Below are 21843 nucleotides of genomic sequence, written 5' to 3'. Positions count from 1 at the left end.
GCGGATTCTCATTCGCTTCGCATTCTTCCCTCGCGTTTCCGCACGCCCGCGAAACGCGCAGAAATTGCCGCTCGCCGACGCAGTCGTTACGCTTTTGCCGATTGCCGCGGCGATGCCGCGCGAACCGCATGCAGTACTTGCGCCGCACGTAGCACGCACGGCTATACTTGCGGCCCCTCATTCGCTTTCACATCCATGAAGAAGTGGTTAGTCAGTCTGCTGATCGTGGCCGCGAGCCACGTATCGGCGGCACCGTCCTGCACGGATTTCACGCCCGACGCCCAATGGCCCGTGCTGACGAACGCAAAGATGGCGCCGAAGACGCGCATGCTGTGCTATTCGGATTTCGCTGTCCTCCACTCCGGCATCACGCACGGCCCATTGTGGTCCGCCGAGCATCTGACGCGCGACCATATCGAGGCCGCAAAGGACATGGTCCGGACGAACAAGTTTTTCGAAGACTCGCGCCTCCCCGATGGCGAAGGCGCGACGCTCGCCGATTACAAGCGCAGCGGCTTCGATCGCGGCCACATGAGTCCCGCGGGCAACCGCTGGAACGAGGAAGCGATGGCACAATCGTTCTCGCTCGCGAACGTCGTACCGCAGAATCGTGTCAATAACCAGCACCTGTGGTCGCACATCGAGACGGCCGTGCGCGCGCTGTCGAAGAAGTACGACGACACGTATGTCGTCACCGGGCCGCTTTTCACGGGCTCGCAACTGCAAACGATCGGGCCGACGCGCGTATTCGTGCCGACGCAACTCTTCAAGGTCGTCTACGTGCCATCGAAGAAACTCGCGTTTGCGATCGTCGCGGACAACGTGGCGACCGACCGCTACGACGTGAAGACCGTTCACGAGCTCGAAGCGATGAGCGGCATCCGTTTTCCGGGCATTCCGGAAAAACTCAAGGACCAGCGTCCGGGAGGGCTGAAAGGTGTTTAAAGCGTATTCGAACGACGACGATGTGCTCAACATCCAGGGCGACGCGCTGACGGTGTCGAACGGCACCACACGCGTCGTCGTGAACGGCACGCTCGACATCACGAAGGACAAGCGCGGCCTGAAGGCGGCGCTCGCGCTCAAGGAGGCGCTCGACAGCGTCGTCGCCGTGTTGCAGGCGGACGCGCATCTGCCCGGGCAGATCAAGGAAGAGCCCGACGCGAAGCCGGGCGTGATCGACAATCCGTTCTAGTGCTTCGACGCGGCGCGATCGGCGCCCGTCAACGCTGCGCGGCAACCGCTCAGCTACGCGCCGCCCAGCTATCCGTCGACGCAGCAAACGCGCTCAGCTTCTGCGCGTCGACGATCTCGATCTCGGCATAGCGCAGCGCGAGCGCGCCTTGCGTTTCGAACTGCCGCAAGATCTGATTCGTGGTTTGACGCGACAGCGCGAGCATCATCGCGAGGTCTTCCTGCGGCACTTTCAGCACGCGCCGCAGCGTGCCCGCGTCGCCATATCCGCCTGCCATCAGCAATAGCCGCCGCGCGATGCGTTGCGCAGCGGGCAATAGCGCGGCCTCTTCGATCGCATCGAATGCGAGGCGCAGCTTGTGCGTCAGCAGCAGACCGAACGCATGCCAGAACGCGGGATGGCGTTCGAGCATCGACGAAAGCGCCGCGCGCGGCACATGGAACAGCAGCGTATCGCGCTCCGCATAGGCGTCGTGCGTGCGCGGCTGGCCGTCAAATAGCGCGATCTCGCCAAACCAGTTCACCGGCTCGATCACGGCGAGCAACGCTTCGTTGCCGGCCGCGCTCGCCGCGCCAATCCGCATCAGGCCGTCGAGCACGCAATAGAAGCCGTCGTCGGCATCGTCGCGACTAAAGAGGCGCTGGCCCGCCGACAGCCGCCGCGTGCGCCCGAGTTCGAGCAGTTGCATACGCAGCGCATCGGGCGCGCCGCGAAACCACGCGCTGCGTTCGAGCAGCGCGACAAGTTCGGGCGGGTTCGATGGAATCTCTGGCGTCATCGTTCGAAGCGCGGTCCGTCGGTTGGGTCGGTTGGGTCGGTCTGAAAGGCGGGATTGTCGGCTAGCCGAATGTGTTGCGGCCCGCCGACCGCGATTATGATGACTTTCAACGAGGACGGGCATCCATGAGAACGCTCACTGACCAGCTTGCGCAATACGCAGCCTATCACCGCGATCGCCGCAACATCGCAACCCACTTCGTCGGCATTCCGATGATCGTTCTGGCGCTCGCCGTGCTGTTGAGCCGGCCCGCGTGGACGTTTGCAGCGCTGCCGTTCCCGGTATCGCCGGCGTTGGCGCTGGTCGTGCTGAGCGTGGCCTTCTACATAGCGCTCGACGTGCCGCTCGCTATGATGATGGCCGTCCTTTACGCGTTGTGCCTCGCGTGCGGCGCCTGGCTCGCCGCGCAGCCGACGCTTTCATGGCTCGCGTCGGGCGCCGGTCTCTTCGTCGTGGGCTGGATCATCCAGTTCGTGGGACACGCCGCATATGAACATCGCAAGCCCGCATTCGTCGACGATCTGATCGGTCTCGTGATCGGGCCGCTGTTCGTGCTCGCCGAAGCGCTGTTTGCGTTCGGATGGCGCCCGGCATTGCGCGATGCAATCGAAGCGAAAGCCGGTCCGACGCGCATCAACGCCGCGCGCGGCCACGCATGAGCGCCGCGATCGGATGACATCGCACGCGCACGAGCGCGGCGCAACCAAGCAGGCGCAGCGATTCAACCCGGCGCGAGCAGACGCACGCTATGCAGCGCCGTCAATCCGACGGCGATCCAGATCGGCACATAGGTGGCAAGCTGTTGAGCTGTCAACGTCTCGCCGAGCAGCGTCACCGACACGATCACGAGCAATACGGGCTCCACATAGCCGAGGATGCCGAAGAGCGCCATCGGCAACAGACGGCTCGCCTTCAGATACGACGCGAGCGCGACCGTACTCAGCGCGCCGAGGCCGGGCAGCAGCAACAGCCACATGTCGATGCGCCCCGACAGCAGTGCGAGCGAGCCGCCGTTGAGCGCCATCGCGAGCGCGAACGGCAGCATCAACGACACTTCGAGCGCGAAGGCCGTCAGCGAATCGGCGTTGATCTTGCGACGCAGCACGAAATACGGCGGATAACCGAGCGCGACCAGCAGCGTCGGCCACGAGAACGCGCGCGTCACCCATAGCTCGTGCAGCACGCCGAGCGCCGCGCAGGCGACGGCGAGCCATTGCAGCGGCTCCAGCCGCTCGTGATAGTAGAAGCGGCCGACGAGCACCATCGTCAATGGCAACAGGAAATAGCCGAGCGACACTTCGAGCATCCGTCCGTGCAGCGGCGCCCATAGAAACACCCACAGCTGCACGCCCAGCAGCGCGGCGCTGACGGCCAGCGCGAACGCCGTGCGCGGCTCGCTGAACGCGCGCTGCACGAGCGCGCGCAACTGCGGCAGCCGCGAGCGCAGGACAATCAATATGAGAGCGCCGGGCACGGTCCAGATCACGCGCCACGCGAAGATGTCGAGCCCTGTCAGCGGTGTCAGCAGCTTCGCGTACACAGACATCAGCGCAAACAGCATCGATGCCGTCACGGACAACGCGATGCCGCGCCCCGGTTGATATGCGTTCATCGGCGCGTCCACTTCGAAAGGTGATGCGTGCAAGACGCGAGGCGGGGCTCGATTGCGCGAGTGATGTCGTCCATTGTTTAAGTCTTGTTTTAACTGCGCGGCGCGCGTGTCCCTGAATGTGGAACGCGGCCATCGCGTGAAGCGCGCATTCTAGACGGTTGCACGCGCCACGGGGCGCGTTTTTGGCCGAAATGCCTGCGTGCATATTCACGCACGATGGACTATAAAACCTAACTCGATCTCAACGCCGCGTGATGTCGGCGAATCTTCGGTGGAATGACGGGCGCGCTCCTGTTCAGGTCGTGCGCCGCTCGTGCGCGGTTCTTGCTTGATTGTGACGTTTAACGCCGCCAGCACGCGGCTTTCAATCTGCTTCACAGACGTGAGAACGCAGACACGCCCCGGTCATCGAACGCGCTCACGCTAGCCTCGCATGAACGCAGGCCGGTCCACTCACTCCAACGTATCTGCTTTCCGCAGTCCTCAAGTCATCACTGGAAACGAGCCAACACGGAGCCAACATGACTCAGCCAGCCGTATCGCATCATCTGTCGCACGACGTATCGCCGGAGTTTGCCGCTGCCGTCCGCGCTGGCCTCAGCAAGCAGCCTCAGAAGGAATTGCCGTCGAAGTACCTGTACGATGAAGTGGGATCGGCGCTCTTCGAAGTCATCACCGCGCTGCCCGAATACGGCGTCACGCGCGCCGAAGAACGCCTGCTCGCACAGCACGCGACCGATATCGTCGCGCAGTTGCCGCACGATGCAATCGTCGCGGAACTGGGCAGCGGCAGCGGCCGCAAGACGCGCCGCATCCTCGAAGCGCTGTGTAAAAAGCGTCCCACTTCTTACTGCCCGATTGAAATTTCGCGCACCGCTTTGCAATTATGTCGCCGCGAACTCGGTGACATCGAACGCATCTCCATCGTCGGCTACGAGCGCGACTATCTCGCGGGGCTCGCCGAAGTGAGCAAGCGCCGCGCCAAGGACGAGCCGCTGCTCGTGCTGTTTCTCGGCAGCACGATCGGCAACTTCGGCAGGCTTGCCGCCACGCGTTTTCTGCGCGACATCCGCAACATGCTCGCGCCCGGCGATGCGCTGCTGCTCGGCACCGACCTCGAAAAGCCGGTGCCCGTGCTGATTGCCGCGTATGACGATCCCATCGGCGTGACGGCCGCGTTCAATCTGAACCTGCTTGCGCGGATCAATCGCGAGCTGGATGGCGACTTTCCACTCGACGCGTTCGAGCACGTCGCGCGCTTCAACGCGGACGTACGCAGCGTCGAAATGCATCTGCGCGCAAAACGGCATGTGAGCGCGCAGGTGCGCGCGGCGAAGCTGTCGGTCGAACTGGAGGAAGGCGAGACGATCTGGACGGAAAGCAGCCACAAGTACCGTGCGGAAGAACTGCATGCAATCGCCGACGACGCGGGCTTCGTGTGCAGCCATCAATGGATCGAGCGCGACTGGGGGTTTGCAGAGAGCCTGCTGGTGGCGCGCTGATACGTCAGCATGAAAAAGCGCGCGGTGCCGCGCGCTTTTTTCTGCTTCATTCATTCAAGTGATTCGCGTGCTTCGTACGCGTCAGTGCTGCTCGAAGCGTTCGAAACGCTTGTCGCTCGCGCGCTCTTCGCCTGTCACTTCCGTGACGCGCGCCGCCGGCGGCCCGTGACGCAGCCATGACAGCATCCGGTCGACCTGATTTGCCGGCCCTTGCAGCATCGCTTCGACGGAACCGTCCTCCAGGTTCGCCACCCATCCGCGGATACCTAGCGCATGCGCCTGGCGCACAGTCGCGTGACGAAAACCAACGCCCTGCACCATGCCGCGCACGCGCACGTAATACGTTTCGAGCCGCGAATCGAGATCCGTGCCGGACATGCTCTCACCTCCTTATGCGTTTCCATGCGTTCACGCGGGCATTCTAGTCGCGCCGCGTGGGCTTTGCTTGCTGACGGGCACGCGAGCACGACGCGCGCCATCGACAGTCCTTCAAGCGCAACACGTACAATCCGACCTCTGCGATACGCCATTCGCGCAGCCATTCGGGCAACAACAGAGAAAACGGCAAAAGGGAACCAGCAGGCAATGACCGATCAGACTCGCGATCTCGTACTCGTCACCGGCGCATCCGGTTTCGTCGGCTCGGCTGTCGCGCGCATCGCGCAGCAAAAGGGCTTCGCGGTGCGCGTGCTCGTGCGTCCGACGAGTCCGCGCCGCAACGTCGAATCGCTCGACGCGGAGATCGCCGTCGGCGACATGCGGGACGAAGCGTCGATGCGCGCGGCGCTGCGCGGCGCGCGCTATCTGCTGCACGTCGCGGCGGATTATCGGCTGTGGGCGCCCGACCCGAATGAAATCGAACGCTCGAATCTGGAAGGCACGGAAGCGACGATGCGCGCCGCGCTGAAAGAAGGCGTCGAGCGCATCGTGTACACCAGCAGCGTCGCGACGCTAAAGGTGACGAGCTCGGGCCAGTCGGTCGACGAAACCTCGCCGATGACGCCGCAGCAGGCGATCGGCGTGTACAAGCGCAGCAAGGTGCGCGCAGAGCGCGCGGTCGAACGGATGATCGCGAACGACGGGCTGCCCGCCGTCATCGTCAATCCGTCGACGCCCATCGGCCCGCGCGACGTGAAGCCGACGCCGACAGGCCGCATCATCGTCGAAGCGGCGCTCGGCAAGATTCCCGCGTTCGTCGATACGGGGCTGAACCTCGTGCACGTCGATGACGTCGCGATGGGCCATTTCCTTGCGCTCGAACGCGGCAAGATCGGCGAACGCTATATCCTCGGCGGCGAGAATCTGCCGCTGCAACAGATGCTCGCCGATATCGCAGGCATCGTCGGGCGCAAGCCGCCGACCATCGCGTTGCCGCGCTGGCCGCTGTATCCGCTCGCGATGGGCGCGGAAGCCGTCGCGAAGTTCACGAAGCGCGAGCCGTTCGTGACCGTCGACGGATTGAAGATGTCGAAGAACAAGATGTACTTCACGTCCGCGAAAGCCGAGCGCGAACTCGGCTATCGCGCGCGGCCGTATCGCGAGGGACTGCGCGATGCGCTCGACTGGTTCCGCGACGCGGGTTATCTGAAGACGTGATGCAGACGCGGCGATCTGCACGTACGCTTTGTTACAACTCGATGCCGACACGAAGTTTAACGTCGGCGCGCAGAAGGTAAAATCGCGGGTCTTACCAGAGAACTACGCATGAACCTTCACGAACAGATTGGCGCGCTCGAAACGGGCGTCGATCAGCTGATTCAGGCTTTCACGACGTCCCGGCAACAGGTCGAGGCCGCCTCTTCCGCCGTCGAAGCAGCGGCCGCCGCCGTCGAAGCGCCCATCGAAACCGCGCAAACTTCGCAGACTTCGGAAACTGCGGCTGAAGCACGAGCCGACGAGCCGCGGGAAGCCGATGCAGCGGCTGCCGACGAAAAGCCGACGCTGCATATCGAACGTCCGAGCCAGAACGAAATCACGATGACGATCGGCGGCAAGTCGGTCACGCTGCATCCGTCGCAGGTCGGTCAGCTGGTCGAGGAACTGTCGAACGCGCGCGCGTCGATGGAGCCCGAAGTCCCGCCGAATCTGCCCGCCGGCTGGCGTTTCGTCTCGACGAAGAATCCGGTGATGGCCGTGCAGAAACAATCGAACGGCGACCGTCTGCTGGTGCTGCGTCACACGGGTCACGGCTGGGTGCCGTTCCAGTTCTCGCCGGACATGGTCATCCAGATGTACATGATGCTCACGCAGAAGTGATGCGCGCGGCGGCTCGTCGATCCGTCGGCCGCGCGCTTCGTTTCGTCGCGCCCGTTCAGTGCGAATGCGGCAGCAGTGAATTGAGCAGGCTGGATGCGCGCTGCGAAACGCTGGGCTTGTCGGCGGCATCGTCCACGGGGCTCACATAGACGACGGGCCCGATACACAGCGACGTCCAGCGCGCATCACAGCCGCCGTCGCGCGACGGCAGCGGCTGGTCCGCGCCCGATGCCGCGGCCGCCTCGGCGTCCAGCACGTCCGCGAACGTCTTCACGCGGCCATTGACCTTCTCCGCGTACGCCTGCGACCCGCCATAGCTCTTCAACGCGGCATTCATATCGCCGCCCGCCGATTTCACGTAGCCGTACAGAATCGCCGAGCCAACTTCGATGTTGGTCTCCGGATCGGTCAGATCCTTCACGTCTTTCAGCATCCGCCTGTGCGCGCCGGGCACGACCTGCATCAGCCCCGTCGCGCCGTTGCCGCCCTTGGCCTTTTCCTTGAAGCGCGATTCGATCGAGATGATCGCCAGAATCAGTGCGGGCGGGAGCGCATACTTTTCCGATGCGGCGCGCACTGCGTTCGAGATCTGCTCGGCCTTCTCCTTTGCGAGGCCGAATTTCTGACGCAGATACGCGGACATGTGGTCGTGGCCGGTCTGGTCGTCCGCCAGCGCGGCCTGCATGAGGCCCAGCGACAGCACGATCAGGCAGACGAGCCGTCTCATTGATTCGACCCGGCGGGCGCCTGCACGCGCGCCTTCCACTGGCCGCCCTTGCCGCGCCAGTAGCGCACGGCGGAGCCGAACGTCGCGCTGACATAGAACAGCGCGACGAGCGGCAGGAACGGCGCCCACAGCGGCGAGCGGTTGTAGTAGCGCAGCATCGGCGCATACGCGCAGCACATCGCCGCCCACGCGAGCCAGGCGGGCCAGCCCTTCGGTCCGAGCACGATGGCGACGACGGGCGGCACCAGATAAATGATCGTCATGCCGAGCAGCGTGCCCGCGAGCAGCCACGCCGAATAGCGCAGCTGCGTAAATGCGGTGCGCGCGATCATGTTCCAGATCTCGCGCCAGCTGTCGTAAGGGCGCAGCGACACGCTATGCGCCGCCACGTCCAGACGGATCGGGTGACGCCCCTCGCCGCGATGCTTGATGCGCGCGGCGAGGCTGCAATCGTCGATCAGTTCCGCGCGAATCGATTCGATGCCGCCCGCTTCTTCCAGCGCCGTGCGGCGTACCAGCATGCAGCCGCCCGCCGCCCCGGCCGTGCGATTGCGCGGATTGTTGACCCACGAGAACGGGTAGAGCTTCGCGAAGAAGAACACGAAGGCGGGAATCAGCGCCTTTTCCCAGAACGAATCGCAGCGCAGGCGGACCATCAGCGAGACGAGATCGCGCTTTTCTGCGTCGGCGCGCATCACGAGTTGCGTGAGCGCGTCGTCGGGATGGCCGATGTCGGCGTCGGTGAGCAGCAGATACTCGGGCACGTAGCCGAGCGTCCGCACGGCCTCGATGCCCTGCGACTGCGCCCATACCTTGCCCGACCAGCCTGTCGGCAGCGGCTTCGCGCCGATCACCGTCAGCCGGTCCGGACACCTGAGCGCGAGCGCGGCGGCACGGGCGGCGTCGGCGGTGCCGTCGGTGCTATGGTCATCGACGACGATCACATGAAACTCGCCCGGATAGTCCTGCGCGAGCAACGACGTGACAGCCCGCGCGATCACGTCCGCCTCGTTGCGCGCCGGCACCACGGCTGCGACGCCAGGCCACGTATCGCGCGTGCCGGGCGCGAGCGGCGCGGCAGGATGCGCGCGCCAGAAGCCGCCGCGCGCGAACAGCAGCACACACCAGATCAGGAGCGAGAGACACGCCAACAGAAACAGAACCGCCGCAATCATGCATTGCCCCTCTTTGGAAGCCGCGCTGCGATGCGCGGTTGCGGACGCGCGCGGCAACACCCGCCGCGACGACGCGCCAATCGTGGAAAACGAGCGCTGGCCAGCCACCGAATATGTGATAGCTGGCTTGTTCGATACGTTCAAGAATGCGCCATCTGGTAGAGATGTCGCAGAAAATTCAAAACCTGCGCGCAAATGTTGCGCTGCGTGCGCCTCGCGCCGCGAGGCCCGCTAGTTTAAGGGTTCACGCCATCTGGTGCAGCGAGTCATTTTTGCCACGCGAAACGCCACAGTACAAAGCGTCAAAAAAGCAAACAAACGGCGATAGCGTTAGAATGCGCGTTTGGTCTCGAGTATCGACTTTCGTCGGATTTAAGACAATTAACTATACAGACGCGGCGAACAGGTCCTTTTTACCGATCTGGCCGGAAACCCGCGTCAGTCGGAGTTCGCCAGCCTATGCGAGTCATCCTTGCCCAACCCCGCGGCTTTTGTGCGGGAGTCGTGAGGGCGATCGAGATTGTCGATCGCGCTTTGCAGCAACATGGCGCACCTGTTTATGTGCGTCACGAGATCGTCCACAACAGGCACGTGGTCGATAATCTTCGCCGCAAAGGCGCGCGTTTCGTCGAAGAGCTCGATGAAGTGCCGCAGGGCGCGGTTGCGATTTTCAGTGCCCACGGTGTTGCTCAAAGCGTAGAACGTGACGCGCAAGCGCGTGGTCTGGATGTGCTGGACGCCACCTGCCCGCTCGTGACCAAGGTGCATGTGCAAGGACGGCAATATGTTGCGGCGGGCCGCACGCTGATCCTGATCGGCCACGCGGGCCATCCCGAAGTGGAAGGCACGATCGGCCAGATTCCGGGGCCTGTGCTGCTGGTGCAAAGCGAAGCCGACGTCGCAAAGCTGGAGCTGCCTGTCGATACGGCGCTTGCCTACGTCACGCAGACTACGCTTTCGGTGGACGACACGCGCGGCATCATCGATGCGTTGAAGCGCCGTTTCCCGGATATCGTCGGTCCCGATACGCGCGATATCTGCTACGCGACGCAAAACCGCCAGGCCGCCGTGCGCGAGCTCAGCTCGCAGGTGGACGTGTTGCTGGTGGTGGGCGCAACGAACAGCTCGAATTCGAACCGCCTGCGCGAAATCGGCAGCGAATCGGGCGTGCCCAGCTACCTCGTCGCCGACGGTTCCGAGCTCAAGCCGGAATGGTTCGCAGGCGTCGGAACGGTCGGCCTGACGGCGGGCGCGTCGGCGCCGGAAGAAATGGTCGAGAACGTCATTGATGCGCTTCGCACACTGGGCCCCGTCGACGTGACGACGATGGCGGGACGTGAAGAAAAAGTTGAATTCAAGTTGCCGTCGAAACTGACGCAACCACTCGCTGCACGCGAAGTTTAAAGGAGGACGATTTGTCTATTCCGATGCTGCAAAAAGTCCGGGTTGGCGCGTACATCATGCGTCAGCACCTGAAGGGCAACAAGCGCTATCCGCTCGCGCTGATGCTCGAGCCGCTGTTCCGCTGCAACCTCGCGTGCAACGGCTGCGGCAAGATCGATTACCCCGATCCCATCCTCAACCAACGTCTGTCGCTGGCCGAATGCCTCGAAGCCGTCGACGAATGCGGCGCACCCGTCGTCTCAATCGCGGGCGGCGAGCCGCTCCTGCACAAGGAGATGCCGGAGATCGTCAAGGGCATCATGGCGCGCAAGAAGTTCGTGTACCTGTGCACGAACGCGCTGCTGATGGAAAAGAAGATGGACGACTACGAGCCGAATCCGTACTTCGTCTGGTCGGTGCACCTGGATGGCGACCGCGAAATGCACGACCACTCGGTCTCGCAGGACGGCACGTACGACAAGGCCGTCGCGGCCATCAAGGAAGCCAAGCGCCGCGGCTTCCGCGTGAACATCAACTGCACGCTGTTCAACGACGCCGTGCCGGAACGCGTCGCCGCGTTCTTCGACACGGTCGGCCCGATGGGTGTGGACGGCATCACGGTGTCGCCGGGCTATGCGTATGAGCGCGCGCCCGACCAGCAGCACTTCCTGAACCGCGAAAAGACCAAGCAGCTGTTCCGCGAAATCTTCAAGCGCGGCGACAACGGCAAGAAGTGGTCGTTCAGCCAGTCGAGCCTGTTCCTCGACTTCCTGGCCGGCAACCAGACGTACGAATGCACGCCGTGGGGCAACCCGGCGCGCACCGTGTTCGGCTGGCAGAAGCCGTGCTATCTGGTCGGCGAAGGTTACGTGAAGACCTTCAAGGAGCTGATGGAAACCACCGACTGGGACAAGTACGGCACGGGCAACTACGAGAAGTGCGCGGACTGCATGGTCCATTGCGGCTTCGAAGCGACGGCCGTGATGGATACGGTCTCGCATCCGCTGAAGGCGTTCAAGGTCAGCCTGACTGGCGCGCGGACGACGGGCGAATTCGCGAAGGACATTCCGCTCGACAGGCAGCGTCCCGCCGAATACGTGTTCTCGCGTCACGTCGAGATCAAGCTCGACGAGATCAAGCGCGCCGGCACTGGCAAGAAGGTGCAGACCTCGGCAGCCGCGTTGAACTGAAGCTGATCCAGGCCGAATGAAAAAGAGCGCAACGGTTCAAACCGTTGCGCTCTTTCTGTTTGTGCCTTGCTGTTTGTGCCTTATGTGACGCGCGAAGCTACGCGATCGAGTCTGCCGTCAGCCGGCGCTCCGTGCATTGTGCTGCGTGAGAAACTTGATCAGACCGTCGATGCCGCCCTTCGACAGCTGCTCCTGGAACTGCGTCTGATACACCTGGATCAGCCACGCGCCCATCATGTTGATGTCGTAAATCTTCCACCCGTTCGCCGTTTTTTCCAGGCGGTAGTCGATCGAATCGTCGCCGCCGTTGCTCAGCACGTGGGACTGAACGACGGTGTCTTTTGCATCGGCCGACGCGTTCGCCGGCTGGAAGCGGAACTTCACGTCCTGATCGCGCAGTTGCGACAGCGATGCGGCATAAGTACCGACGAGCAGCTTCGTGAATTGCTCATACAGTTGTTTTTGCTGTTCGGGCGTCGCGGTGCTCCAGGCTTTACCGACTGCGATGCGCGTCGTGCGCTGAAAGTTCGTCGCGGGCACGAAATGCGACTCGACTACTTGCGTGATCTTCTTCATGTCGCCACCGCGTGCCTGCGGGTCGGCCTTCATCGCATTGACCGTGCCTTCGACCGCGCTCTTCACGATCGCATCAGGCGCGCTTTGTGCGAAAGCCGCGGTGGAAACCACGGCGGCTGCCAGAAAAGCAGAGATATAACGTTTCATACGCTCATCGGGACAGTTAAAAGAATGACCCCGCGCGGAACAGGCCGCTTCCGCCGCGGGGGTACGGGCCAGTATACCGGCTTTGACGGTCCGCACTGCGTTCGCTTACGCGACCTTGCGTCGGCCGCGTCGGTATACTTGTGCCCTCGGCCAATAACACCAATCTGACTAGGTCCCGCTCGCGTACATGCTGAAGTCCTCAATCGTTCGCCTCGTTGTCTGGTCGGTGCGCCGTCCGCTGCAGGTCATCGGGCTGTCGCTCGTACTCGCCGTGCTGAGCGCCATTTACGTCGTTCATCACTTCAAGATCAATACCGACACCAGCCGTCTCGTTGAGAACGATGCGCAATGGTCCGCGCTGGAAAAGCAGATCGACAAAGCCTTCCCCGATCGCGGACAAACGCTGCTCGTCGTCGTCGAGGCGGGCGCGCCCGAATACGCGAACGCCGCCGCCAACACGCTCGCCACGGAACTGCAAAAGGAAACGAAGGAGTTCGTCTCGGTATCGCAACCGGGCAGCGGACCGTTCTTCGAAAAGAACGGCTTGCTGTTTCCTTCCGTCAGCGAAGTGCAATCGACGACCGGGCAACTCGTCAAGGCACGTCCCCTCATCAACTCGCTCGCGCACGATCCGAGTCTGACGGGTCTTGCAGGGACGCTGACAACGAGCCTGCTGCTGCCGCTGCAGATCGGCCAGGTGAAGCTCGCCGACATGAGGAACCTGCTGTCGCGCAGCGCGACCGTGATCGATCACGTGCTCGCCAACGAGCCCGCCGTATTCTCGTGGCGCGCGCTCGTCGACAAGGACGCGGCGAAGGTGCCCGCGCGCGCGTTCATCGTGGTACAGCCCGTCGTCAACTACGCGGCGCTGCAAGCGGGCGCGCATGCGTCGGAAGAGATTCGCAAGACGGCTGCATCGCTCGATCTCAATACGCAGTACGGCGCGCACATCCGGCTGACGGGCGAACAGCCGCTCGCCGATGAGGAGTTCGCATCGGTGCAGGACGGCGCGGAGATCAACGGCATTGCGACGTTCTTCGTCGTGCTCGGCATTCTGTGGCTCGCGCTGCGCTCGGGACGCCTGATCTTCGCCGTGTTCGTCACGCTGTTCGTGGGCCTCGCGATCACGGCCGCGCTCGGCCTGATGATGGTCGACGCGCTGAACATGATTTCCGTCGCGTTCATGGTGCTGTTCGTCGGGCTTGGCGTCGATTTCGGCGTGCAGTTCGGCGTGAAGTATCGCGAGGAGCGCAATCGCGACGACCGGCTCGCGGCGGCGCTCATTCACACCGCTTACAGCATCGGCGTGCCGTTGACCCTCGCCGCCGTCGCCGTCGCCGAGAGCTTCTTTTCGTTCCTGCCGACGGCCTATCGCGGCGTGTCGGAGCTGGGCAAGATCGCGGGCGTCGGCATGTTCGTCGCGTACGTGACCAACATGACGCTGCTGCCCGCGCTCATCAAGGTGCTCAATCCGCCGGGCGAGCCCGAGTCGCCGGGCTTCAAGTTCCTCGCCCCCGTCGACGACTTTCTCGACCGCAACCGCACGCCCGTATTGATCGCGACGGCCGTGGCGATCATCGGTGCATCGCCGCTGCTGCTGCATCTGCGCTTCGACTTCAATCCGCTGCATCTCAAGGACCCGAACACGGAGTCGATGGCGACGCTGATCTCGCTCAACGACGCGCCCGAAGCCGCCGTCAACAACGTGCGCGCGCTCGCGCCTTCGCTGGCGGCCGCCGACGCGATCGCCGCGCGGCTCTCGAAGCTGCCGCAAGTCGGCCGCACGACGACGCTTTCCACGTACATTCCGCCCGACCAGCCGCAAAAGCTCGCGCTGATTTCGGCGGCCGCCCAGCAGCTGTTGCCCGCGCTCACGCAAAAGCCCGCGCCGCCCGCCACGGATGCCGTGCGCGTCGCCGCGTTGAAACGCTGCGCAAACCAGCTCGCGCTCGCCTCCGAGGATCATCCCGGCCCCGGCGCGGCCGAAGCGAAGCATCTGTCGGATACGCTGATGAAGCTCGCGAACGCCGACGTCTCGACGCGCGACCGCGCTGAACGCGCGATGTCGGTGCCGCTGAAGATCTCGCTGAACCAGCTGACGACCTTGCTGCAGCCGTCGGAAATCACGCGCGAGAACGTGCCGAAGGACATCGCGGACAGCTGGGTGTCGAAGACGGGCCAGGCGCTCGTCGAGATTTCGCCGAAGGTGCCGCCCGGCACCGATCCCGGCGACGACGTGATGCTGCGCAACTTCGCGAAGGCCGTGAAGACGGCGGAGCCCGGTGCAATCGGCGGGCCGATCTCGATCCTGCATTCGGCGAACGTGATCATCACGGCGTTCCTGCAGGCAGCCGCGTGGGCCATCCTGTCGATCACCGTGCTGCTATGGCTCACGCTGCGCCGGTTCGGCGACGTGCTGCGCACGCTCGTGCCGCTGCTGGTGTCGGCTATCGTCACGCTGGAGTTATGCGTCGCCTTTGACATGCCGCTGAACTTCGCGAATATCATCGCGTTGCCGCTGATGCTCGGCGTCGGCGTGGCGTTCAAGATCTATTTCGTGATGGCATGGCGCCGGGGACAGACGGGCCTGCTGCAATCGAGTCTCACGCATGCCGTGCTGTTCAGCGCGGCGACCACGGCGACGGCGTTCGGCAGTCTGTGGCTGTCGCACCATCCAGGCACATCGAGCATGGGACGGCTGCTTGCGCTGTCCCTTGTCTGCACGCTGACGGGCGCTGTGGTATTTCAGCCGGTATTGATGGGCAAACCGCGCGCTCGCCGCGCACTGAAGAAACAACAAGGATAGAGCCGCATGAAGATGCGAACAGCCGCGCTGGCGCTGGCCGCCGCGAGTTTTGCGACGGGGTGTGCAACGGGACCGGACCGGAAGCCCGGGGACCCGCTCGAGCCGATGAACCGCGCGATTTTCACGTTCAACGATGCACTCGATCGCACCGTCGCCGTGCCGATCGCGAAGGGCTATCAGAAGGTCACGCCACAGCCGCTGCGCCAGGCGATCAGCAACTTCTTCTCGAACCTCGGCGATCTGGATAACTTCGCCAACAGCCTTCTGCAATTGCACATCAAGGATGCAACGGAAAGCCTGATGCGCTTTGCGATGAACTCGACGTTCGGCATCGGCGGCCTGATCGATTTCGCGACGCCTGCCGGCCTGCCGAAGCACAAGCAGGACTTCGGCCTGACGCTCGGACGCTGGGGCGTGCCGTCGGGCCCGTATCTGGTGCTGCCGCTCTTCGGGCCGAGTTCGTTCCGTGACGGCCTCGGCTATTTCGTCGATTTCCGCGCGAATCCGATGACGTATCTCGACGCGGAGTACAAGTACCCGCTGTACTTCCTGCAGTTCGTCAGCGTGCGTTCGGATCTGCTCGGCGCGACGACGCTGCTGGAACAGGCCGCGCTCGACAAGTATTCGTTCGTCCGCGACGCCTACACGCAGCAGCGCCGCTCGTTGCTGCGCAGCGCCGGTGCGCCCGCTTCGAATCTGCCGAACTATAGCGAGCCCGAGGATTCGGGCGCGGAAGCGCCTTCGGGGGCATCGGGCGTGGCGCCGTCGACTGTTCCGGGTGCGGCGCCCGCGGGCTTGCCGAACTACGAGGAGCCGGGCGCCGCGCCGCCGGAAGGCGCGTCGGGCGCAGGCGGGGCAAAGCGGACGCCGCCCGCCAATGACGACGGCCTGCCGAACTACGAAGATCCGGGCGACACGTCCGCGCCGGCACCCGCCTCGACGACGGCGCCCACCGGCGGCACGCCCGCGCCTTCGATGTCGAACCCGTCGGGGGCAGCGCCGGGGCAAGGCGCGGCTCCCCCTGCAAAGCAGCCGGACGCGTCGCCCTCGCCTTCGCCTTCGCCCTCGCCCGACAAGTCCCCTTCGCAATAAGCCGCTTCGTTTAGTCCCTGTCGATGCGAAAAATCCCCGGCTGGTCATGCAACCAGCCGGGGATTTTTTCGTATGGCCGACTCAGCTAGCCGAGGGATAGCGACGATAAACCGCCGCGCCGCGCGTCAATGCGCAGCGTCCGCTTCCTGATCGACGGCATCGAGCGCATCGAGCGCATCGACCGCATCGACCGCATCGACCGCATCGGCCGCATCGACGTCTTCCGAAGCCTCAAGCATCGCCGGTTGCTGCTGCATCGCGCGCAGTTTTTCGCTGTAGCGCTCGAACGCCTCGTCGGCATAGCGGATCTTCCTGCGGCCGTGCGGTGCCGGATTCACAGATGCGTCTCACATGGGACGAAGTTCAAGCGCGCCGTTGGCATTACCTCCAAAGAGTGCAGAGAAGCCGACCTGGACCGGCTGCCCGAAGCGCTGCGTCTACTCCTCGACGGTGAGGACCTGAGCGAATTGAATCCATCTGATACCTGATACGGATGCTGCCGTCCTGTTGCTGGTCGCGCCGACAGTGCCTCCACGCGACGCATAACTTAATGTAATAGCGCGGCGAAAATAAAGCGCATTGACGCTCATTTATCGCACACCAATACTCAGTGCACAGCGAAGGCAGTCCGATCGAAGAGAAGCAACAGCGGAAGCATCGAGCCCGGCAGCGATGCTGAGCGGCACCCCGCCTTCACGATTGACGACAACGCACTTGAGCAGTTCACGCGCTGACAGGCAGCCGAATGAGCGCAAGGTGTCCCAACAGATTTGATGCTATGAACCCGGTAGAAAGAATGTTCGATCCTGCGGTGGAAGCCGAAGACAGACTGTCCAACGCCAGTACATGGGAAAGTGGCGGAAAGCTTTGGGCGAGTAGCGAGCAGCAAACTTTGACATGCTGTCGTGTGGTTGACGAAACCCACGACGTCAAGAGCTTTGAATTCCGTGTGGGCGATGGTTCACCCGTGCGTTTCGAACCGGGTCAATTCATGACTGTCTCGGCGAACGTACAAGGCCAGGCGGTCGAGCGCTGCTACACGATTTCTTCTCCGCCTACGCGCCCCTTCCTGTTGTCCATCACTGTGAAGCGAGTGCCGGGCGGCATCATGTCGAACTGGCTTCACGACAACATGAGGCCCGGAAGCCAGTTGCGCGCGTACGGCCCATCGGGAAGCTTCACCCCGACAACTGCTCCCGCCGCGAAGTCGTTATACCTGTCGGCTGGCTCAGGGGTTACGCCGCTGATGTCGATGACACGTGCGAGCATCGACCTCGGACTGGACCGGGACATCGTGTTCGTTCATAGCGCCAGGACGCCTGCAGATATCGTTTTCCGGAAAGAGCTGCAACGGCTCGCCGAGCTGTCTCCCCGGCTTCGCACGTTCTTTCTGTGCGAAGGCATCGGGGATGAAGCAGGTTGGTCGGAACCGACGGGTCGACTCAGCCTGGAACTCCTGTCCGAATGGGTGCCCGACTATGCCGAGCGCGAAGTGTTCACGTGCGGTCCGGCTGGCTACATGACCGCCGTGCGGGCATTGCTTCATCAGGGTGGGCTCGACCCGGCGCGCTACCACCAGGAAAGCTTCGATTTCGCCGCTGCCGTTGTGCCGGAAGCCGCAGCACCGGAGAACGACGCCGCTCAGGAAACCTTCACCGTGAAGCTTTCGCGCTCTTCGAAGACATTCACGATGTGTGCTTCGGAGACAGTACTCTCCGCTGCAAGAAAAGCCGGAGTTGCAATCCCGTCGTCTTGCAGCCAGGGGATATGCGGTACCTGCAAGACCAAGGTGCTCGAAGGCACAGTCGACATGAATCACAAAGGTGGGATTCGCGATAGAGAAGTTCAGAAAGGATTCCGCCTGCTCTGCTGCAGCCGGCCGACATCTGACCTGGTGCTGGAGCTTTGACTGTCACTCGCATCTCTTTTGCCAAACGAAAACAGCATTGGATACTGCGCGGCGGCCTAAAAACCGACCGCCTGGGCCGCCCGTTACTTCGTGCAACCCCGCACTCACGATAATGTCAGGAGCAGCAAAGAATGACGGATGACCAGCTCTTCGATGCAGGTACCACAGTCGAATCCGGCGGAAAGGAAAGCGTGCTCCGCGATGTACGGTCTTATCGACTCGCTCGCGTACAGGAGCAATTGCGCAAGCACAAATGTCCGGCCATTCTGCTCTACGACCCGGTGAACATCCGATACGCGACCGACACGTCGAACATGCAGGTCTGGGCGGGCCGCAATCCCGCGAGATACGTCATGGTCTTCGCTGACGGTCGCATCGTCGCGTGGGAGTTTCACAGCAGCGAGCATGTATGGGACGGGCTGGACCTGAACGTCGAACTGCGCGGCGCGCTCAGCTGGACGTTCTTCAATGCAGGCCATGGAGCCGAACGCCGCGCTGAAGCCTGGGCCGCCGAGATAGTCGATGTGTTCCGGAAACACGCTCCAGGCGACGGTCTGTTGGCAGTGGACCGGCTCGACCCGTTCGGCACGGCCTGTCTGGAGAAGCACGGTATAACCCTGCTGGACGGCCAGGCCCTGATGGAGACCGCCCGCTTGATCAAGTCGCCTGGCGAGCTGGTTCTAATCGGCGAATCTTTACGCACGGCCGAAAAGGGAATCGAGCGCATGCGACACGAGCTTCGTCCGGGACTCACCGAGAACGATATCTGGGCAAACCTTCACTATGAAAACATCCGGAACGGTGGCGAGTGGATTGAAACCAGGCTGCTCGCCTCCGGTGACCGAACCAATCCCTGGATGCACGAATCCTCCAGCCGTGTATTGCAGGCCGGCGACCTGCTGGCGTTCGACACGGACATGGTTGGGCCGAACGGTTACTGCTCGGATATCTCGCGCACCTGGCTGGTCGGTGACGGCCGTCCTTCCGACGAACAACGCAAGCTGTACGAACTTGCATACGCGCAGGTCCACTTCAATATGGACGTTCTGCGTCCGGGCATGACATTCCGTGAGTTCTCGGAAAAGGCATGGAAGATTCCGGAGCAGTACATCAAGAACCGGTATTGCTGTCTTGCCCACGGCATCGGGATGGTCGATGAGTATCCGTCGATTGCGCACCAGGTCGACTGGGAAAGCGCGGGTTACGACGGCCTGTTCGAAGTTGGCATGACGGTGTGCGTCGAAAGCTATATCGGCGCGGAAGGCGGTACTCAGGGCGTGAAGCTCGAGCAGCAGGTGGTGCTCACCGAGAACGGTTGCGTCTCTCTCACCGATTGCAGCTTCGAGACCGACTGGCTGTGACGCTCTTCGAACAGGGGCGCATCCGCGTTCCATCTGCACATCACATCAGGAGACAGCATGTCAGGCAATCGCGGAGTCGTTTACGTTGGACCAGGGAAAGTCGAGGTTCGTAGCATCGCATTTCCGGAGTTGGTAGACCCCGCTGGTCGCAAAGCGAATCACGGCGTCATCCTCAGAGTCGTCGCCACGAACATTTGCGGCTCCGACCAGCACATGGTTCGAGGCAGGACAACGGCGCCCGCGGGGCTCGTCCTCGGTCACGAGATAACTGGTGAAGTGATTGAAGTCGGCTCCGACGTCATGACGTTGCAGAAAGGCGACCTGGTCTCCGTCCCGTTCAACGTGGCTTGCGGCCGCTGCCCGATGTGCAAGGCTCAAAACACCGGCGTCTGCCTCAACGTGAATCCCGCGCGTGCAGGGGGGGCCTATGGCTACGTCGATATGGGCGGGTGGATTGGCGGCCAGGCCGAGTACGTGATGGTGCCGTACGCGGACTTCAACCTCCTGAAGTTCCCGGACCGCGACCGTGCCCTGGAGAAGATTCGCGACCTCACCTGTTTATCGGACATTCTGCCGACCGGCTACCATGGTGCGGTGACAGCGGGCGTCGGACCCGGCTCGACGGTTTATGTCGCGGGTGCAGGCCCAGTCGGGCTCGCCGCCGCAGCGTCCGCGCGACTGCTTGGCGCGGCCGTCACCATCGTTGGCGACGTCAATCCAACGCGGCTCGAACACGCACGCCGCGTCGGCTTCGAAACCGTCGATCTTTCAGAAGATGCCTCGCTCGCCGAACAGATTGCCAATCTGCTTGGCGAGCCGGAAGTGGACTGCGCCATCGACTGCGTCGGATTCGAAGCACGCGGGCATGGTCACTCGGGTTCGCAGATCGAGGCACCTGCCACCGTACTGAACTCGCTGATGGAAATCACGCGGGCCGCTGGCAAGATCGGTATCCCGGGCCTGTATGTGACCGACGATCCCGGCGCTGCCGATTCCGCCGCGAAGCATGGTAGCCTGTCGGTGCGTTTCGGTCTGGGCTGGGCGAAGTCGCACTCTTTCTTCACCGGCCAGACCCCGGTGATGAAGTACAACAAGAATCTGATGCAGGCGATTCTATGGGACCGGTTGAATATCGCTGAGGTCGTCAACGTGACCGTCATCGAACTCGACCAGGCGCCCAGCGGTTACGCGGAATTCGATTCGGGTGTTCCCAAGAAATTCGTCATCGACCCGCATGGCACTCTGAAAGCCGCAGCCTGATACATTGCCGATAGCGACGGCTGCGAAAGTCGTCTGCAAGTTTCCAACGTGAGCGTTTTGCAGCCGGTCACGAGACCGGCTTTTTTTTGCCGAGCCCGACGGGATTCACTGGCAACCTCCGCCACCTTGTATCTGTTCTGGCGCATCACCTGTCGTCTGTGCGCCGTGCGTTGAGCTAAAGCGCAGCCATCAAGCTCTGCCATGCCTTCGCTCGCTTCGGCCGGATATGCTTCGACGCTCATCCGCAGAGATGGAGTTGATTGGACGACGGAGCTTGCCAGGTCGCAGTGCTCTCACAGTGGCTTAGGCACGCTCATTTCGCCGGCGCGACGTTTCGGGCAGCGTCCGGTGGCGGCACATCACACGCGAAGCTCTGCGCGGTCAGCGAGTCTGAATAGACGGTCCAGCCAGCCGCGTCGGTCGCGAGCACGCGGATGGGCCGTCCGACCGTCGGCAGGTCGCCGCGTCGGTAGAGACACGGTAGCTCGTAATAGAAATCAACGAAGCCGTACTGGTCCGCCGGCGGCGTGCCCGGGACGCCGATGTCCTTCGTGCGGCCTGGCAGGTCGGCGACGCGGAGGACGACCGGACGGTTGGCCGAGAAGCCCACGCCGAAGAACTCGACTTTGTCGGTGACGCCATGGTCCTGTGCCGTGCCGGGATATTCCCGGGCGTAAAGCCTGGCGCCCGGTGGCGGATGTGGAGTCGCACAGGCTGCGCAGAGCGCCGAGAGAAGGAACGCGACACGTATCGTGCGCATTTTCCGGACAATGCTCATGTGCCGTGCTCCCGTGACCCAGCCGTCAACCGCTAGTCATTTAAAAACGGCGTTGGCTCAGTGCCCCTTGCGTCCGCACACGCCGCTCTCGCTCAC

General features: G+C 63.0%; 21 protein-coding genes. 14 read left to right on the top strand and 7 right to left on the bottom strand.

What is annotated here, in order from left to right:
* Positions 1 to 195: 195 nt before the first annotated feature.
* Together BMW76_RS05260 and BMW76_RS05255 are read left to right on the top strand one after the other, a co-directional pair.
* Positions 196 to 945, top strand: coding sequence for a DNA/RNA non-specific endonuclease (locus BMW76_RS05260; RefSeq protein WP_090863830.1), 750 nt, complete (start codon positions 196 to 198; stop codon positions 943 to 945).
* Positions 938 to 1195: a hypothetical protein gene (locus BMW76_RS05255; RefSeq protein ID WP_090863828.1), complete on the top strand. Its 258-nt coding sequence runs from the start codon at positions 938 to 940 to the stop codon at positions 1193 to 1195. Before BMW76_RS05260 ends, BMW76_RS05255 begins: the two co-directional genes overlap by 8 nt.
* A 49-nt stretch (positions 1196 to 1244) precedes the next feature.
* Here BMW76_RS05255 and BMW76_RS05250 read toward each other — a convergent pair whose 3' ends face one another.
* A complete protein-coding gene (locus tag BMW76_RS05250; RefSeq protein WP_090863826.1) occupies positions 1245 to 1973 on the bottom strand; it encodes a Crp/Fnr family transcriptional regulator in 729 nt (242 codons plus the stop codon).
* Positions 1974 to 2098: 125 nt separating this feature from the next.
* Between BMW76_RS05250 and BMW76_RS05245 the strand changes: the two genes are divergently transcribed.
* Positions 2099 to 2632, top strand: coding sequence for an Mpo1 family 2-hydroxy fatty acid dioxygenase (locus BMW76_RS05245; protein WP_090863824.1), 534 nt, complete (start codon positions 2099 to 2101; stop codon positions 2630 to 2632).
* Between the two features lie 62 nt (positions 2633 to 2694).
* Here the strand turns inward: BMW76_RS05245 and rarD are convergent, their stop codons facing one another.
* Complete coding sequence (gene rarD / locus BMW76_RS05240; RefSeq protein WP_090864311.1) at positions 2695 to 3585, bottom strand: EamA family transporter RarD; 891 nt, start codon at positions 3583 to 3585, stop codon at positions 2695 to 2697.
* 521 nt (positions 3586 to 4106) lie between these two features.
* Here rarD and egtD point away from each other — a divergent pair.
* Positions 4107 to 5087 carry an L-histidine N(alpha)-methyltransferase gene (egtD, locus tag BMW76_RS05235; protein WP_090863821.1) on the top strand — a complete coding sequence of 327 codons (981 nt, stop codon included), beginning with the start codon at positions 4107 to 4109 and terminating at the stop codon, positions 5085 to 5087.
* Positions 5088 to 5168: 81 nt separating this feature from the next.
* On the opposite strand, the gene BMW76_RS05230 is transcribed toward egtD, so the two are convergent.
* Positions 5169 to 5465, bottom strand: coding sequence for an acylphosphatase (locus BMW76_RS05230; protein WP_090863819.1), 297 nt, complete (start codon positions 5463 to 5465; stop codon positions 5169 to 5171).
* A 207-nt stretch (positions 5466 to 5672) separates the two neighbouring features.
* On the opposite strand from BMW76_RS05230, the gene hpnA reads away from it, so the two are divergent.
* Complete coding sequence (hpnA, locus tag BMW76_RS05225) at positions 5673 to 6683, top strand: hopanoid-associated sugar epimerase (protein ID WP_090863816.1); 1011 nt, start codon at positions 5673 to 5675, stop codon at positions 6681 to 6683.
* A gap of 108 nt (positions 6684 to 6791) precedes the next feature.
* Complete coding sequence (locus BMW76_RS05220) at positions 6792 to 7343, top strand: hypothetical protein (protein ID WP_090863814.1); 552 nt, start codon at positions 6792 to 6794, stop codon at positions 7341 to 7343.
* Between the two features lie 55 nt (positions 7344 to 7398).
* On the opposite strand, the gene BMW76_RS05215 is transcribed toward BMW76_RS05220, so the two are convergent.
* Positions 7399 to 8070 carry a lytic transglycosylase domain-containing protein gene (locus tag BMW76_RS05215; protein WP_090863812.1) on the bottom strand — a complete coding sequence of 224 codons (672 nt, stop codon included), beginning with the start codon at positions 8068 to 8070 and terminating at the stop codon, positions 7399 to 7401.
* Positions 8067 to 9245 (bottom strand): glycosyltransferase, encoded by a 1179-nt coding sequence (locus tag BMW76_RS05210; protein WP_090864309.1) that lies wholly within the window; start codon positions 9243 to 9245, stop codon positions 8067 to 8069. The genes BMW76_RS05215 and BMW76_RS05210 overlap by 4 nt, the downstream gene beginning before the upstream one ends.
* A gap of 459 nt (positions 9246 to 9704) precedes the next feature.
* On the opposite strand from BMW76_RS05210, the gene ispH reads away from it, so the two are divergent.
* On the top strand, positions 9705 to 10649 hold the full coding sequence (gene ispH / locus BMW76_RS05205) for a 4-hydroxy-3-methylbut-2-enyl diphosphate reductase (RefSeq protein ID WP_090863810.1): 945 nt from the start codon (positions 9705 to 9707) through the stop codon (positions 10647 to 10649).
* Positions 10650 to 10660: 11 nt separating this feature from the next.
* Entirely contained in the window at positions 10661 to 11818 is a 1158-nt protein-coding gene (gene hpnH / locus BMW76_RS05200; protein WP_090863808.1) for an adenosyl-hopene transferase HpnH, read from the top strand.
* 117 nt (positions 11819 to 11935) lie between these two features.
* Here the strand turns inward: hpnH and BMW76_RS05195 are convergent, their stop codons facing one another.
* On the bottom strand, positions 11936 to 12541 hold the full coding sequence (locus BMW76_RS05195; RefSeq protein WP_090863806.1) for an MlaC/ttg2D family ABC transporter substrate-binding protein: 606 nt from the start codon (positions 12539 to 12541) through the stop codon (positions 11936 to 11938).
* A gap of 187 nt (positions 12542 to 12728) precedes the next feature.
* On the opposite strand from BMW76_RS05195, the gene hpnN reads away from it, so the two are divergent.
* The 6 genes from hpnN (at position 12729) to fdhA (ending at position 20969) form a co-directional block, all read left to right on the top strand.
* Positions 12729 to 15347 carry a hopanoid transporter HpnN gene (hpnN, locus tag BMW76_RS05190; protein ID WP_090863805.1) on the top strand — a complete coding sequence of 873 codons (2619 nt, stop codon included), beginning with the start codon at positions 12729 to 12731 and terminating at the stop codon, positions 15345 to 15347.
* A 6-nt stretch (positions 15348 to 15353) separates the two neighbouring features.
* Positions 15354 to 16439 (top strand): MlaA family lipoprotein, encoded by a 1086-nt coding sequence (locus BMW76_RS05185; RefSeq protein WP_090863803.1) that lies wholly within the window; start codon positions 15354 to 15356, stop codon positions 16437 to 16439.
* A 128-nt stretch (positions 16440 to 16567) separates the two neighbouring features.
* On the top strand, positions 16568 to 16927 hold the full coding sequence (locus BMW76_RS41005) for a hypothetical protein (protein WP_177200310.1): 360 nt from the start codon (positions 16568 to 16570) through the stop codon (positions 16925 to 16927).
* A gap of 290 nt (positions 16928 to 17217) precedes the next feature.
* Positions 17218 to 18348: a hybrid-cluster NAD(P)-dependent oxidoreductase gene (locus tag BMW76_RS05175; protein ID WP_090863801.1), complete on the top strand. Its 1131-nt coding sequence runs from the start codon at positions 17218 to 17220 to the stop codon at positions 18346 to 18348.
* 131 nt (positions 18349 to 18479) lie between these two features.
* Positions 18480 to 19709, top strand: a complete 1230-nt coding sequence (locus BMW76_RS05170) for a M24 family metallopeptidase (RefSeq protein ID WP_090863799.1) — start codon at positions 18480 to 18482, stop codon at positions 19707 to 19709.
* Positions 19710 to 19766: 57 nt separating this feature from the next.
* Complete coding sequence (gene fdhA, locus BMW76_RS05165) at positions 19767 to 20969, top strand: formaldehyde dehydrogenase, glutathione-independent (RefSeq protein WP_090863797.1); 1203 nt, start codon at positions 19767 to 19769, stop codon at positions 20967 to 20969.
* Positions 20970 to 21282: 313 nt separating this feature from the next.
* Here the strand turns inward: fdhA and BMW76_RS05160 are convergent, their stop codons facing one another.
* On the bottom strand, positions 21283 to 21747 hold the full coding sequence (locus BMW76_RS05160; protein ID WP_143062212.1) for a hypothetical protein: 465 nt from the start codon (positions 21745 to 21747) through the stop codon (positions 21283 to 21285).
* Positions 21748 to 21843 lie beyond the last annotated feature (96 nt).

Source organism: Paraburkholderia diazotrophica, assembly GCF_900108945.1.
GTDB lineage: Bacteria > Pseudomonadota > Gammaproteobacteria > Burkholderiales > Burkholderiaceae > Paraburkholderia > Paraburkholderia diazotrophica.
This window is presented reverse-complemented; position numbering and strand designations above follow the sequence as displayed.

Coding starts and splice junctions, on each gene's coding strand:
- BMW76_RS05260 (WP_090863830.1), top strand. CDS start 196: ATGAAGAAGTGGTTAGTCAGTCTGCTGATCGTGGCCGCGAGCCACGTA.
- BMW76_RS05250 (WP_090863826.1), bottom strand. CDS start 1,973: ATGACGCCAGAGATTCCATCGAACCCGCCCGAACTTGTCGCGCTGCTC.
- BMW76_RS05245 (WP_090863824.1), top strand. CDS start 2,099: ATGAGAACGCTCACTGACCAGCTTGCGCAATACGCAGCCTATCACCGC.
- rarD (WP_090864311.1), bottom strand. CDS start 3,585: ATGAACGCATATCAACCGGGGCGCGGCATCGCGTTGTCCGTGACGGCA.
- egtD (WP_090863821.1), top strand. CDS start 4,107: ATGACTCAGCCAGCCGTATCGCATCATCTGTCGCACGACGTATCGCCG.
- BMW76_RS05230 (WP_090863819.1), bottom strand. CDS start 5,465: ATGTCCGGCACGGATCTCGATTCGCGGCTCGAAACGTATTACGTGCGC.
- hpnA (WP_090863816.1), top strand. CDS start 5,673: ATGACCGATCAGACTCGCGATCTCGTACTCGTCACCGGCGCATCCGGT.
- BMW76_RS05220 (WP_090863814.1), top strand. CDS start 6,792: ATGAACCTTCACGAACAGATTGGCGCGCTCGAAACGGGCGTCGATCAG.
- BMW76_RS05215 (WP_090863812.1), bottom strand. CDS start 8,070: ATGAGACGGCTCGTCTGCCTGATCGTGCTGTCGCTGGGCCTCATGCAG.
- BMW76_RS05210 (WP_090864309.1), bottom strand. CDS start 9,245: ATGATTGCGGCGGTTCTGTTTCTGTTGGCGTGTCTCTCGCTCCTGATC.
- ispH (WP_090863810.1), top strand. CDS start 9,705: ATGCGAGTCATCCTTGCCCAACCCCGCGGCTTTTGTGCGGGAGTCGTG.
- BMW76_RS05195 (WP_090863806.1), bottom strand. CDS start 12,541: ATGAAACGTTATATCTCTGCTTTTCTGGCAGCCGCCGTGGTTTCCACC.
- hpnN (WP_090863805.1), top strand. CDS start 12,729: ATGCTGAAGTCCTCAATCGTTCGCCTCGTTGTCTGGTCGGTGCGCCGT.
- BMW76_RS05185 (WP_090863803.1), top strand. CDS start 15,354: ATGAAGATGCGAACAGCCGCGCTGGCGCTGGCCGCCGCGAGTTTTGCG.
- BMW76_RS41005 (WP_177200310.1), top strand. CDS start 16,568: ATGCGCAGCGTCCGCTTCCTGATCGACGGCATCGAGCGCATCGAGCGC.
- BMW76_RS05175 (WP_090863801.1), top strand. CDS start 17,218: ATGAACCCGGTAGAAAGAATGTTCGATCCTGCGGTGGAAGCCGAAGAC.
- BMW76_RS05170 (WP_090863799.1), top strand. CDS start 18,480: ATGACGGATGACCAGCTCTTCGATGCAGGTACCACAGTCGAATCCGGC.
- fdhA (WP_090863797.1), top strand. CDS start 19,767: ATGTCAGGCAATCGCGGAGTCGTTTACGTTGGACCAGGGAAAGTCGAG.
- BMW76_RS05160 (WP_143062212.1), bottom strand. CDS start 21,747: ATGAGCATTGTCCGGAAAATGCGCACGATACGTGTCGCGTTCCTTCTC.